Source organism: Streptomyces amritsarensis (assembly GCF_001953875.1).
GTDB classification, from domain to species: domain Bacteria; phylum Actinomycetota; class Actinomycetes; order Streptomycetales; family Streptomycetaceae; genus Streptomyces; species Streptomyces amritsarensis.
On the sequence record NZ_MQUR01000001.1, the window covers coordinates 131,802 to 145,590 of the forward strand.

Annotated in this window: 11 protein-coding genes; 8 read left to right on the top strand and 3 right to left on the bottom strand. The window is 72.3% G+C overall.

Going from position 1 to position 13,789, the window contains the following annotated elements; all coding sequences use genetic code 11:
- Nucleotides 1-14 precede the first annotated feature (14 nt).
- A complete protein-coding gene (locus AVW11_RS00565) occupies nt 15-1,214 on the bottom strand; it encodes an acetyl-CoA C-acetyltransferase (protein WP_030853661.1) in 1,200 nt (399 codons plus the stop codon).
- 135 nt (nt 1,215-1,349) lie between these two features.
- On the opposite strand from AVW11_RS00565, the gene mce reads away from it, so the two are divergent.
- The 7 genes from mce to AVW11_RS00600 all read left to right on the top strand — a co-directional run bounded on the left by mce (nt 1,350) and on the right by AVW11_RS00600 (nt 11,655).
- On the top strand, nt 1,350-1,778 hold the full coding sequence (mce, locus tag AVW11_RS00570) for a methylmalonyl-CoA epimerase (protein WP_030853659.1): 429 nt from the start codon (nt 1,350-1,352) through the stop codon (nt 1,776-1,778).
- 190 nt (nt 1,779-1,968) lie between these two features.
- Complete coding sequence (gene scy / locus AVW11_RS00575; protein WP_060176795.1) at nt 1,969-6,525, top strand: polarized growth protein Scy; 4,557 nt, start codon at nt 1,969-1,971, stop codon at nt 6,523-6,525.
- A 196-nt stretch (nt 6,526-6,721) separates the two neighbouring features.
- Complete coding sequence (locus AVW11_RS00580) at nt 6,722-7,660, top strand: coiled-coil domain-containing protein (RefSeq protein ID WP_030660359.1); 939 nt, start codon at nt 6,722-6,724, stop codon at nt 7,658-7,660.
- Nucleotides 7,661-7,760: 100 nt separating this feature from the next.
- Nucleotides 7,761-8,774: an ABC transporter ATP-binding protein gene (locus AVW11_RS00585; RefSeq protein WP_030853655.1), complete on the top strand. Its 1,014-nt coding sequence runs from the start codon at nt 7,761-7,763 to the stop codon at nt 8,772-8,774.
- Between the two features lie 2 nt (nt 8,775-8,776).
- Complete coding sequence (locus AVW11_RS00590; protein WP_030853653.1) at nt 8,777-9,553, top strand: ABC transporter permease; 777 nt, start codon at nt 8,777-8,779, stop codon at nt 9,551-9,553.
- Between the two features lie 153 nt (nt 9,554-9,706).
- Entirely contained in the window at nt 9,707-10,822 is a 1,116-nt protein-coding gene (locus AVW11_RS00595) for an ABC transporter ATP-binding protein (protein ID WP_030853650.1), read from the top strand.
- A complete protein-coding gene (locus AVW11_RS00600; protein WP_060176794.1) occupies nt 10,819-11,655 on the top strand; it encodes an ABC transporter permease in 837 nt (278 codons plus the stop codon). The genes AVW11_RS00595 and AVW11_RS00600 overlap by 4 nt, the downstream gene beginning before the upstream one ends.
- A 26-nt stretch (nt 11,656-11,681) precedes the next feature.
- On the opposite strand, the gene AVW11_RS00605 is transcribed toward AVW11_RS00600, so the two are convergent.
- Entirely contained in the window at nt 11,682-12,008 is a 327-nt protein-coding gene (locus AVW11_RS00605; RefSeq protein WP_060176793.1) for a hypothetical protein, read from the bottom strand.
- 229 nt (nt 12,009-12,237) lie between these two features.
- Between AVW11_RS00605 and AVW11_RS00610 the strand changes: the two genes are divergently transcribed.
- Nucleotides 12,238-13,269, top strand: a complete 1,032-nt coding sequence (locus AVW11_RS00610; RefSeq protein ID WP_030853645.1) for an LLM class flavin-dependent oxidoreductase — start codon at nt 12,238-12,240, stop codon at nt 13,267-13,269.
- Nucleotides 13,270-13,291: 22 nt separating this feature from the next.
- Here AVW11_RS00610 and AVW11_RS00615 read toward each other — a convergent pair whose 3' ends face one another.
- Nucleotides 13,292-13,684, bottom strand: a complete 393-nt coding sequence (locus tag AVW11_RS00615; protein WP_030660337.1) for an SCO5389 family protein — start codon at nt 13,682-13,684, stop codon at nt 13,292-13,294.
- Nucleotides 13,685-13,789: the final 105 nt, after the last annotated feature.

Sequence of the window (13,789 nt, forward strand, 5' to 3'; positions counted from 1 at the left end):
GGCGGCCGGGCCGCCTACTTGGCGACGCGGACGATCAGCGCGTCGCCCTGGCCGCCGCCGCCGCACAGCGCGGCCGCGCCGACCCCGCCGCCGCGGCGCTTCAGCTCCAGCGCCAGGTGCAGCACCACGCGGGCGCCGGACATGCCGATCGGGTGGCCCAGGGCGATGGCGCCACCGTTGACGTTCACCTTTTCCGGGGTCACGCCCAGGTCCTTCATTGACTGCACGGCGACCGCGGCGAAGGCCTCGTTGATCTCGATGAGGTCCAGGTCGGAGACCTCCAGGCCCTCCTTCTTCAGGGCGTGCAGGATCGCGTTCGACGGCTGGGACTGGAGCGAGTTGTCCGGGCCGGCCACGTTGCCGTGGGCGCCGATCTCCGCGATCCACTCCAGGCCGAGCTCCTCGGCCTTCGCCCTGCTCATCACGACCACGGCGGCCGCACCGTCGCTGATCTGCGAGGACGTGCCCGCGGTGATCGTGCCGTCCTTGGCGAAGGCGGGACGCAGCCTGCCGAGCGACTCCACCGTGGTCTCGGGGCGGATGCCCTCGTCCTCCGAGAAGATCACCGGGTCGCCCTTGCGCTGCGGGATCTCCACCGGGGTGATCTCGGCCTCGAAGACGCCGTTCTTCCGGGCGGCGGCGGCACGCTGGTGCGAGGCGGCGGCGAACTCGTCCTGCGGGCCGCGCTCGATGCCCAGGCGGGCGTTGTGCTTCTCGGTGGACTCGCCCATCGCGATGTTCTCGAAGGCGTCGGTGAGGCCGTCGTAGGCCATCGCGTCCAGCATCTCGATCGCGCCGTACTTGAAGCCCTCGCGGGACTTCGGCAGCAGGTGCGGGGCGTTGGTCATCGACTCCTGGCCGCCCGCGACCACGATGTCGAACTCGCCGGCGCGGATCAGCTGGTCGGCCAGCGCGATCGCGTCCAGGCCCGAGAGGCACACCTTGTTGATGGTCAGGGCCGGCACGTTCATCGGGATGCCGGCCTTGACCGCCGCCTGGCGGGCGGGGATCTGGCCCGCGCCGGCCTGGAGCACCTGGCCCATGATCACGTACTGGACCTGGTCGCCGGAGATCCCGGCCCGCTCCAGCGCGGACTTGATGGCGAAGCCGCCGAGGTCGGCACCCGAGAAGGACTTCAGCGAGCCGAGCAGCCGCCCCATGGGCGTGCGGGCCCCGGCGACGATCACGGAAGTGGTGTTGTTCGATCCGGACATGAGGCACAGCCCCTTGGATGAGGAGTGAACGAGGGTTTACGTGAATGTACTGGGCGGTACCGCAGCGGTCACCGGGCTGCCGGTGTGATCGCGCGCACGTTGCGTGACGACCCCCTTCAGCGGTGCACTGTCCCCATGCTGACAAGAATCGACCACATCGGGATCGCCTGCTTCGACCTGGACAAGACTGTCGAGTTCTACCGTGCCACGTACGGCTTCGAGGTGTTCCACACCGAGGTCAACGAGGAGCAGGGGGTCCGCGAGGCCATGTTGAAGATCAACGAAACCTCCGACGGCGGCGCCTCCTACATCCAGCTCCTGGAGCCCACCCGCGAGGACTCCGCCGTCGGCAAGTGGCTCGCCAAGAACGGCGAGGGCGTGCACCACATCGCCTTCGGCACCGAGGACGTCCGGGGCGACTCCGAGGCGATCCGCGGCAAGGGCGTCCGCGTGCTCTACGACCAGCCCCGCACCGGTTCGATGGGCTCCTCGATCACCTTCCTGCACCCCAAGGACTGCCACGGAGTCCTCACCGAACTGGTCACCTCGAACCCCGACCATTGATGGACCACTGATGGCCCGATTCCCCGGCCGGTAGAGTGGCCATGGCTCGGCCGGGGTTCGGTGCGGAGAGGGTCGGGGCCTGTGACCCCTGCCCCGGTATCTGACACCATTCCCCCGGGGGCGTCGTTCAGCGGGCGAGCGATGCTCATTGGGAGTGAGCTTGCGACCAGGGGACGGATGGGACCGCGCTGTGCGGGGCTACGAAAGCCAGGAGAGCCATCAGGCCGAGGCCGACCATCTCTCGCGCTTCGAGGCCGAGATGGAGCGGCTGAAGAAGGAGCGCGGGAAGGCCGTCCAGCACGCTGAGGACCTGGGTTACCAGGTCGAGGTGCTGCGCGCCAAGCTCCACGAGGTACGCCGGGCCCTCGCGTCCCGTCCTGCCTACGACGGCGCGGACATGGGGTACCAGGCGGAGCAGCTGCTCCGCAACGCCCAGATCCAGGCCGACCAGATGCGCTCCGACGCCGAGCGCGAGCTGCGCGACGCACGGGCGCAGACCCAGCGCATCCTCCAGGAGCACGCCGAGCACCAGGCGCGCCTGCAGGCCGAGCTGCACAGCGAGGCCGTCAACCGCCGCCAGCGGCTGGACCAGGAGCTCAACGAGCGCCGCCAGACCGTCGAGGCGCACGTCAACGAGAACGTGGCCTGGGCGGAGCAGCTGCGCGCCCGTACGGAGGCCCAGGCGCGCCGCCTGATGGAGGAGTCCCGCGCCGAGGCCGAGCAGTCCCTGAACGCGGCACGCGCCGAGGCCGCCCGGGTCGCCGAGGAGACCCGGCGCCGGATGGCCGCCGACGCCGAGGCCGCCCGCGCGGAGGCCGAGTCCACGCTGCTGCGCGCCCGCAAGGAGGCCGAGCGGCTGCTGACGGCAGCCTCCGCGCAGGCGCAGGAGGCCACCCAGCACGCCGAGCGGCTGCGTTCCACCACCTCCGCCGAGGCCGAGCAGACCCGGCAGCAGACCCTCGACCTCGGCCGGGTCGCCGAATCCCGCGTGCAGGAGGCCGAGTCCGCGCTGCGCGAGGCCCGCGCCGAGGCCGAGAAGGTCCTCGCGGAGGCCAAGGAGAGCGCGTCGCGCCAGCTCGCGTCGGCGGAATCGGTCAACGAGCAGCGCACCCGCACCGCCAAGGAGCAGGTCGCCCGGCTGGTCGGCGAGGCCACCAAGGAGGCCGAACTCCTCAAGGCCGAGGCCGAGCAGGTCCTGGCCGACGCCCGCGCCGACGCCGAACGGCAGCGCACCGAGGCCGGCGAGCAGGCCCGTACGGCCGCGGCCGAGGACATGGCCGCGCAGCTGGCGAAGGCCGCCCGCACCGCGGAGGACGTGCTGAACAAGGCCTCGGAGGACGCCCGGGCCACCACCCGGGCCGCGTCCGAGGAGGCGGAGCGGATCCGCCGCGAGGCCGAGGCGGAGGCCGACCGGCTGCGGCTGCAGGCCGCGGCGACCGCCGACGAGCTCAAGGGCGCCGCGAAGGACGACACCGAGGAGTACCGGGCCCGCACGGTCGAACTCCAGGAGGAGGCCCGCCGTCTGCGCGGCGAGGCCGAGCAGCTGCGCGCGGAGGCCGTCGCCGAGGGCGAGCGGATCCGCGGCGAGGCCCGCCGCGAGGCGGTCCAGCAGATCGAGGAGGCGGCCAAGACCGCCGAGCAACTGCTCGGCAAGGCCAAGTCCGACGCCGACGAGCTGCGCGCCGGGGCGACCACCGAGAGCGAGCGGGTCCGCGCCGAGGCCGTCGAGCGGGCCGGCACCCTGCGCAAGCAGGCCGAGGAGACCCTGGAGCGCACCCGCGCCGAGGCCGAACGGCTGCGCGCCGAGGCCGAGGAGCAGGCCGAGTCGGTCCGCGCCGAGGCGGACGCCGCAGCCCTCGCCCGGCGCGAGGAGACCGAGCAGGCGCTGGCCGCGAAGCGCGCGGAGGCCGACGCGGAGCTCGTACGGCTCCACACGGAGGCCGAGAGCCGGCTGACCACGGCCGAGCAGACGCTGCGCGACGCCCGCAGCGCGGCGGAGAACATCCGCCGTGAGACGACCGAGGAGAACGACCGGCTGCGCGCCGAGTCGGCGGAACGCATCCGCACCCTGCAGACGCAGTCCGAGGCGGAGGCCGACCAGCTGCGCGCGGAGGCGGCGCAGGACGCCGGCCGGGTGCGTGCGGAGGCCGAGCAGGCGGCCGTTCGGCTGCGCGGCGAGGCCGAGGCCGAGGCCGAGCGCGTGCGCTCCGAGGCCCAGGAGACCGCGGACCGGCTGCGTGCGGAGGCCAAGGCGGCGGCCGAGCGGGTCGCCGCGGAGGCCGCCGAGGCCCTGGCCGCGGCGCAGGAGGAGGCCACCCGGCGCCGCCGGGAGTCCGAGGAGACCCTGGCCTCGGCCCGTGCCGACGCCGACCAGGAGCGGGCGCAGGCCCGCGAGCAGAGCGAGGAGCTGCTGGCCGCGGCCCGCCGCCGCTCGGAGGAGGCGCAGGCCGAGGCGGCCCGCCTGACCGAGGAGGCCGAGAGCCGCGCGTCCGAGCTGGTGTCGGCGGCCGAGGCCACCGCCCAGCAGGTGCGCGACTCCGTGGCCGGACTGCACGAGCAGGCCGAGGAGGAGATCTCCGGGCTGCGCAGCGCCGCCGAGCACGTGGCGGAGCGCACGAAGGCGGAGGCCGAGGAGGAGGCCGCCCGGGTCCGCGGCGACGCCCACGCGGAGCGGGAGCGGGCCGCCGAGGACGCGACCCGCATCCGCACCGAGGCGCGCGCCGAGACGGACGCCGCCAAGGCGCTGGCCGAGCGGACCGTCGGCGAGGCGATCGCCGAGGCGGAGCAGCTGCGCGCCGACACCGCCGAGTACGCGCAGCGGCTGCGCACCGAGGCCACGGACGCGCTGGCCGCGTCCGAGCGCGACGCGGCCCGTACCCGGGCCGACGCCCGCGACGACGCCAACCGCATCCGCGGCGAGGCGGCCGAGTCCCTGGAGGCCGCGCGCGCCGAGGGCGCCCGGATCACGGCCGAGGCTTCGGCCGAGGCCGAGCGGATCACCGCGGAGACCGCCGCGGCCAACGCGGCCCTGGTCGCCGACGCCGAGGCGGAGGCCGCGCGGATCACCACCGAGGCGGCGGAGGCCGCCGAGGCCACCCGCACCGAGGCCGCGGCCACGCTGGACGAGGCCCGGGCCGAGGGCAACCGGCTGCGTACCGAGGCCGCCGAGCAGGTGGACCGGCTCATCACCGAGGCGTCCGCGGAGGCGGACCGCCTCGTCGAGGAGACCCGCGCCGCGAACGCGGCCACCGTGGGCGAGGCGGCGGCGGAGGCCGAGCGCCTCACCACCCAGGCGGCACGGCTGAAGTCGCAGGCGGCCGAGACGCTGGCGAGCGCCGAGCGCGACGCCGCGAAGATCATGGTCGACTCGCGTGCCGAGGGCGACCGGCTCATCGACGAGACCCGCGTGGCCAACGAGGCCACGGTCGGCGAGGCCGCGGCCGAGGCCGAGCGGCTGCGCGCCGACGCGGCCCGGGTCCTGGACGACGCACGCGCGGAGGGCGGCCGGATCATCGGCGAGGCCACCGCGGAGGCGGACCGTGTCACGGCCGCGGCGGGCGAGACCCTGGCCGGCGCCGAGCGCGAGGCCGAGCAGACGCTGGACGAGGCGCGCGCCGAGGCGAACCGGCTGCGCAGCGAGGCGGCCGAGCAGGCGGACCGGCTCATCACCGAGGCGGCGTCCGAGGCGGACAAGCTCACCGAGCAGACCCGCAGGGACAACGAGCGCACGGTCGGCGAGGCGGCGTCCGAGGCGGAGCGGCTGCGCGCCGACGCCTCCGAGGCGCTGTCCTCGGCGCAGGAGCACGCGGCCCGCACCCGGTCGGAGGCCGAGCGGGTCAAGGCGGAGGCCGCGGCCGCGGCGGAACGCACCCGTGCGCAGGCCCGTACGGAGTCCGAGCGGCTGCTGGACGAGGCCCGCGAGGAGGCGAACAAGCGCCGCAGCGAGGCGGCCGAGCAGGTCGACCGGCTCATCACCGAGGCGGCGGCGGAGGCCGACAACCTCACCGTCGAGGCGCAGAAGCAGGCCCTCGCCGCCACCACGGCGGCCGAGGAGCAGGCCGATGCCATGGTCGACGCGGCCCGCAAGGAGGCGGCGCGGATCACCTCGGAGGCCACCGTCGAGGGCAACTCCCTGGTGGAGAAGGCCCGTACGGACGCCAACGAGCTGCTGGTCGGCGCGCGCACGGACGCCGCCGCCATAAGGGAACGGGCGGAGGAGCTGCGGGGCCGCGTCGAGGGCGAGGTCGAGGAGCTCCACGAGCGGGCCCGCCGGGAGTCGGCCGAGCAGATGAAGTCGGCCGGCGAGCGCGTGGACAAGCTGGTGCGCGCGGCGACCGAGCAGAGCGTCGAGGCCGAGGCGAAGGCCAAGGAGCTGCTGTCGGACGCGAGCAGCGAGGCGAGCAAGGTGCGCATCGCCGCGGTCCGCAAGGCGGAGGCGCTGCTCAAGGAGGCCGAGCAGAAGAAGGCCGAGCTGGCCCGGCAGGCCGAGAGCGCCCTGGCGGAGGCCAAGGCGGAGGCCGAGCGCCTCGTCGAGGAGGGCCGCCGCGAGCTGGAGGTCCTGGTCCGCCGGCGGCAGGACATCCAGGGGGAGATCTCCCGTGTCCAGGACGTTCTTGAGGCGTTGGAATCATTCGAGGCGCCTTCGGGTGGCGGCAAGCCCGCGGTCGGCGGCCAGGGCTCGGGGGGAGCCAAGGCCGGAGTGTCCGCAGGTTCCACTCGTTCGGGTGGCAAGTCGTCGGAGGGGTAGCCAAGCAGTCCGGGATGTGCGCACCTGATGAAGGTTCAGGCGAACGGGTGACAAGCAATCCGCCGCCTTGCCACTCAAAAGGGGTGTCATTGTCCAGATCAAACGCGGATTGACTCGATGACACGCCGCCTGGGCGCCTAGGATTCCCCTTAACACCTCACGTAGCACCTCATCGGTCTCATTCGACAGGAACCCCATGAGCGACACTTCCTCCCCCTTCGGCTTCGAGCTCGTGCGGCGTGGTTATGACCGCGGTCAGGTGGACGACCGCATTACCAAGCTGGTCTCCGACCGCGACAGCGCCCTTGGACGTATCAACTCTCTGGAAAAGCGGATCGAGGAGCTGCACCTCGAGACGCAGAACGCCCAGGCCCAGGTGAACGACGCGGAGCCGTCGTACGCGGGTCTCGGCGCCCGGGTCGAGAAGATCCTGCGGCTGGCCGAGGAGGAGGCGAAGGACCTGCGCGAGGAGGCCCGTCGCGCGGCCGAGCAGCACCGTGAGCTCGCCGAGTCGGCTGCCCAGCAGGTGCGCAACGACGCCGAGTCGTTCGCGGCCGACCGCAAGTCGAAGGCGGAGGACGAGGGCGTCCGCATCGTCGAGAAGGCCAAGGGCGACGCCGCCACCCTGCGCGCCGAGGCCCAGAAGGACGCGGCCTCCAAGCGCGAGGAGGCCGACGCGCTGTTCGAGGAGACCCGGGCCAAGGCCGCCCAGGCCGCCGCGGACTTCGAGACCAACCTGGCCAAGCGCCGCGAGCAGTCGGAGCGCGACCTGGCCTCCCGCCAGGCCAAGGCCGAGAAGCGCCTCGCGGAGATCGAGCACCGCGCCGAGCAGCTGCGCCTGGAGGCGGAGAAGCTGCGTACGGACGCCGAGCGCCGGGCCCGCCAGACCGTGGAGACCGCGCAGCGCCAGGCCGAGGACATCGTGGCCGACGCGAACGCCAAGGCCGACCGCATCCGCAGCGAGTCCGAGCGCGAGCTGGCGGCGCTCACCAACCGCCGCGACTCGATCAACGCCCAGCTGACCAACGTCCGCGAGATGCTGGCGACGCTCACCGGTGCGGCCGTGGCCGCGGCCAACCCGATCGTGGACGACGAGCCGGTCACCCGCGGCGTGCCGGCGCAGCAGAGCCGCTGACCGCGGGGCATGACCCGCAGGTAGTCATTGAGCCTGATCGAGGGCCCTATGTCACCCGTTTGAGGTGGCGTAGGGCCCTCGGGCGTTCTAGCGTGACTCCATGATCGAGCTCGATGGCCTCACGAAACGATTCGGTGCGAAGACTGCGGTCGACAATCTCAGCTTCCAGGTCAAACCGGGGCTGGTGACCGGCTTCCTCGGTCCCAACGGGGCCGGCAAGTCCACGACAATGCGCATGATGCTCGACCTCGACAACCCGACGAGCGGTGCCGTCCGGATCTACGGCAAGCGCTACCGCGAGCTCCGGGAACCGCTGAAGCACGTCGGGGCGCTGCTGGACGCGAAGGCCATGCACGGCGGACGCAGCGCGTACAACAACCTTCTCTGCCTGGCGCAGTCGAACGGCATCCCGCAGCGCCGGGTCGCCGAGGTGCTGGACCTGGTGGGACTGGCGCCGGTGGCCAGGAAGAAGTCCAAAGGATTTTCGCTGGGCATGGGCCAACGGCTGGGAATCGCCTCCGCATTGCTGGGCGATCCGCAGATCCTCATGTTCGACGAGCCCGTCAACGGCCTGGATCCCGAAGGAATTCTCTGGATCCGCAATCTGATGAAGGGCCTGGCGGCAGAGGGGCGGACGATCTTCGTGTCCTCCCATCTGATGAGCGAAATGGCCCTGACCGCAGACCATTTGATCGTCATCGGTCAGGGACGGCTGCTGGCCGATACCTCTATGGCTGATTTCATTCACCAGAACTCCCGCAGTTTCGTCCGGATGCGCTCGCCGCAGCTGGAGCAGCTCAAGGACGTCCTGCACGAGGCCGGAATCGCCCCTGTCGGCGTGCCCGACGGCGGCGCGCTGGAGATCGACGGCGTGGGCGCGGAGCAGCTCGGCGAGCTCGCCGCCCGGCACCGGATCGTGCTGCACGAACTCAGCCCGCAACGGGCTTCACTGGAGGAAGCGTTCATGCGCATGACGGCGGACTCCGTCGAGTACCACGCCCACGCACCGGGGGCACCCGGCGCGGCCATCGACAACCCGGCCCGGCCGGCCGACGTCCCCGCCTGGGGCGCCGGCTTCGACGCCGCCGACTCCACGCGCAAGGGCGGGCGGTGACCATGGCCTTCTCCGCCGTCCTCACGTCCGAGTGGACCAAGATCCGCACCGTGGCCTCCACCAGCTGGACGCTCGCCACCGCGCTGCTGGTGACCGTCGCCATGGGCGCCGGTCTGTGCGCCGTGGTCAACGCGACCTTCGACACCATGCCGGAGTCGCAGCAGATCGCCTTCGACCCCACCCAGATGAGCTTCTCCGGGATGCTCTTCGGGCAGGTGGCGGTGCTGATCTTCGGCGCCATGGTGGTCGGCAGCGAGTACAGCACGGGCATGATCCGCAGTTCCCTCGCCGCCGTGCCGGCCCGCGGCGCCCTGCTGCTGGGGAAGCTCACCGTGGCGACCGCCCTCGCGCTGGTGGTCGGCCTCGCGACCGGATTCCTGTCCTTCTTCCTCGGCCAGGCCCTCCTCGGCGAGCACAGCACCACGCTCGGCGAGGAGAACGTCCTGCGCGCGGTGATCGGCGTCGGCCTGTACATGGCGCTGCTCGCGGTGTTCGCCATGGGTGTGTCGATGATGCTGCGCAACACCGCCGCAGCGATCTCGATCCTGATCAGCTTCGTCCTGATCCTGCCCATCGTGCTCAGCCTGGTCGACGCCACCCGCAAGATCGCCTTCTACCTGCCCAACCAGGCCGGCTCCGCGATCATGCAGACCGTGTCCTCCCCCGCCGTCACCTCGGACGCGCCCTACGGCCCGTGGGGCGGTCTCGGGATCATGGTCCTGTGGGTGGCCGCCGCGGTACTCGGGGGCTATCTCGTCCTCAGCAGGAGGGACGCCTGACGGCCGACCCCCTCCGCAAGGACTACGGGTCATACCAGGGTCGGCCTCCGGGACGGGTCAGGGATCCGGCCCGGGGCGGAACCGTAGGATCCTCGCTATCCTCTTAACCCTTACACGGGCGAGAGTCGTCCCGGCCTGGTAAGGGGCAGCAAGATGATCGAGGCAGTCGGCCTGACGAAGCGCTACGGCGCCAAGACCGCCGTCGACCAGTTGTCCTTCCAGGTCAAGCCGGGTCACGTGACGGGATTCCTGGGGCCCAACGGCTCCGGTAAGTCCACGACCATGCGCATGATCCTCGGCCTGGACCGGCCCACTTCCGGTCATGTCACGATCAACGGCTCCCCCTTCCGGGAGCTGCCGAACGCCCAGCGGCACGTCGGGGCCCTCCTCGACGCCAAGGCCGTGCACGGCGGCCGGCGGGCCCGCACCCACCTGCTGTCCATCGCCCAGCTGTCCGGGATCCCGGAGAAGCGGGTGGACGAGGTGCTCGCCGTCGTCGGCCTCCAGGACGCCGCCCGGCAGCGCACGAAGGGCTTCTCGCTCGGCATGGGCCAGCGCCTCGGCATCGCCACCGCGCTCCTCGGCGACCCCCAGGTGCTCCTGTTCGACGAGCCGGTCAACGGGCTCGACCCCGAGGGCATCCTCTGGGTCCGCAACCTCATGCGCCGGCTCGCCGCCGAGGGCCGCACCGTCTTCGTCTCCTCGCACCTGATGAGCGAGATGGCGCTGACCGCCGACCACCTGATCGTCATCGGCCGCGGACGGCTGCTGGCCGACATGGGTACGCAGGAGTTCATCGCGCACAACTCGGCCGGATTCGCTCGGGTGCGTGCGGCCGACACCGATCCCGATGGCCGGGACGCGTTGGGTACGGCCCTCACCAGGGCGGGCGGCCGGGTCCTCCAGGAGCCCGACGGAGCACTGCGCGTGACCGGGCTGGAGCTGCCCCGCATCAGCGACCTCGCGCACGCGGCCGGCGTCCGGCTGTGGGAGCTGTCCCCGCACCGGGCCTCGCTGGAGGAGGCGTACATGCGGATGACGCAGTCCGCCGTCGAGTACACCTCCACGGACGACCCGAGGGCCGAGCTGTGGGAGCAGGACCCGCTGGCCCTGCCGGCCTGGGAGGACGAGCAGGCGGCCCCCGAGGTCCCGCGGGCGGCGTTCTTCGCCCCGCCGCCGCCCGGAGCGGGCGGGAGCCCCTTCCTGATGCCCAGCCATCCCGGCGAGCTCGCGAGCACCGCCAAGGACTCCCCCGAGGACACCCGATGACCCCGACGACCACGACGCCGGACCGGCCGCGGAGCTACAGCTCTCCGCTGCCCTCGCCGCGGCCGCACCTGGGGCACGCCCTCGCCTCCGAGTGGACCAAGCTGATCTCGATCCGCTCCACCCTGTGGACGCTGGGCGCGCTCGTGCTGACCGTCGTCGGCGTCGGGATGCTCTTCGTCTCGCAGACCTCGGACCGGGACTACGAGTCCATCTCCTTCACCACGCCGGCCCTCTTCGGCCTGATGGTCGGGCAGGTCGCCGTGATGGTGCTCGGTGTGCTGACCATCTCCTCCGAGCACGCCACGGGGCTGGTGCGGACGACGTTCACCGCCGCCCCGGACCGCTTCCGGGTCCTCACCGCGAAATACCTCGTCTTCAGCGTCACGGCCTTCACGGTCACCGCGCTGTCCGTCTTCGTGGTCGGGATCGCCGCCTCGCTCGCCCACGGAGGGGCCGCCGCCGGTGCGCACACGGCCGACGAGTGGCTGGGCGCCGCGGCCGGCTGCCTCTACGTCACCCTGCTCGGCGTGCTCGCCCTCGCGATCGGCGCGCTGGTGCGGCATTCGGCGGGGGCGATCGCCGTCATGCTCGGCGTGGTCACGCTGCCGCCGGTGCTGGGCGCCATGCTCATCGTCTGGGAGGCCGTGGCCCCCATCGGGCGGGAGATCCTCCAGCGCAACGTGCCGGTCGCGCTGAGCCAGCTGTTCGGCATGCAGGAGGGCGGCGACCTGGGCGCGGCGCCGAGCAACTTCTCGAACGTGCTGATCCTCGTGCTGATCACGGGCGCGACCGTGGCCGCCTCGTACGTGATGGTCGGCCGCCGGGACGTCTAGGGAGTGTCCGGCGGGACCCTCCGGGGTCAGTACCTCGGCGCGTTGCGGGACCGCTGCACCTTCGTGGTGCGGCGGTCCTTCGCGTTCCAGCAGGCCTTGTGCCAGTGCCGCCGGTCGTCCACGCCGCCGTACTCGGGCCAGGCCACCAGGTGCGGGGTGCCGGCGGGGATCTCCTGGTCGCAGCCGGGGCAGCGGTAGCGCTTGCCCACCGCGCTCGCGCCCGCGACGTGTCTGACCCGCCACTCCTCGCCCTGGTACTCCTCGGTGCGCTCCAGCCCGAAGCGGTCCAGGCCGATACCGGGTCGGTCGTCCGGGTTCTCGCCGCCCCTCGGGCGGTTGTTGCGCGGTGACACGTATACCTCACGGATGGGCCGACGGCAGTGACTTTCTTCCAGACTACGCGCAGCGAGGCCGGGTACCCGCAGGGTGTCCACGGGGGACGGGCCGATGGCCGGTACTGGCCCGACAATCCCAATAACTTTCGTGTCAGCCCGTGCCTTTGGCACGTGTCAGACGTTGTTGCCATAGGAAGAACCGGTCCACCTGGGGGAGGCCGCGTCAGCCGCGAGGAGGATGAAGGCGATGCGCGTAGGAGCGTTTGTACTGGCGGCCCAGTTCCCGGGCCAGGGACAGGGTGAGGCACTGCACCGGGCGGTGCGGACCGCGGAGGTGGCGGAGGAGGCCGGGCTCGACTCGGTCTGGTTGGCCGAGCACCATTTCGTCCCGTACGGGGTCTGCCCGTCGGCGGTGACCCTGGCGGGCCTGCTGCTGGGCCGGACCCGCCGCCTGCGGGTGGGCACGGCGGTGAGCGTACTGCCGAGCACGCACCCGGTAGCCCTCGGGGAGCAGGCGGCACTGCTGCACATGGCTTCGGGCGGCCGTTTCACCCTGGGGGTGGGGCGCGGCGGGCCGTGGGTGGACCTGGAGGTCTTCGGAGGCGGCCTGGACGCCTACGAGAACGGCTTCCCGGAGTCCCTGGAGCTGTTGCAGCGGTGGCTCACCGAGGCGCGGGTGGGCGCCGCCGGGGAACGGTACGCCTTCCGCGAGGTGGCCGTCGTACCGCGGCCGTCGGAGGCGCTGGACGGGGACGGGTCGGGCCCGGAGGTGATCCTGGCCTGCACCTCGCCGTCGTCGGTGCGGATGGCGGCGCAGCGGGGGCTGCCGATGCTGCTGGGCATGCACTGCGGGGACGACAACAAGGCCGAGATGGTCGCGCTGTGGCGCAGCACGGCGCTGGCTGCGGGCCACTCCCCCGAGCACGTCGCAGCGGCCGGGCACGTCTCCGCCGGGGTGTGCCAGATCGCGGACAGCACCGCCGGCGCCCGGGAGACCCTGCTGAAGTCCATGCCGGGCTGGCTCAGGCTGGGCCTGGGCGCGCACGTGACCGTGGACGGCCGCGTGCGCGCGATGCGTGATCCCGTCGCCTATACGGAACTGCTGTGCGACCTGCACCCGGTGGGAACCCCGGAGCTGGCGGCGGACCGCCTGGCGGCCACCTCCGCGCGTACGGGCATCACGCGCTTCGCCCTCCTGACGGAGGGCTCCGGAGACCTCGCCGCGACGGAGGAGAACGTACGACGACTCGGCGTCGAGGTCCTGCCCCGTCTCGGCTGAGATCTACCGGCGTCGGCCCTGCTCAGCAGTCCCGCAGTTCCGGCGACTGGTTGAGCAGCTGGCCTCGGATCGAAGTGAACTTGGCCAGCCGGTCGTCCACCGAGGGATCCAGCGGGAAGACCGCCACCCGGTGACAGTTCTGGAATGCCAGGCGCACTCCGAAGTGCCGCTGCAGCGCACCGCGTATCGCGTCACTCGCGAGTGCGCGCAGCAGCTGCCCACGCGCCTGCTCGTCGGGCGGCGGCGTCTGGTTGTCGGCGAACTGTCCACCGTCGACCTTCAGCTGGGCCACCAGCGAGCTGATCATCTCCCATGCATAGGGCAGGGAGGTCCGGACGCAGTCGACGAATGCGGCTTCGTCGACCTCGCCTCGCTCGGCCTGTTCGAGTAGGGCCGGTGAGACGTCGAGCGACATGGGTTCTCCTCTCGCGACCCCGGCTGACTGGGTTGCCGGAGTCTTACGGGCAGGGAAGGAGATCGCGACGCAGAGTGCACGCTCGACAACCTCCCGCTCACCACG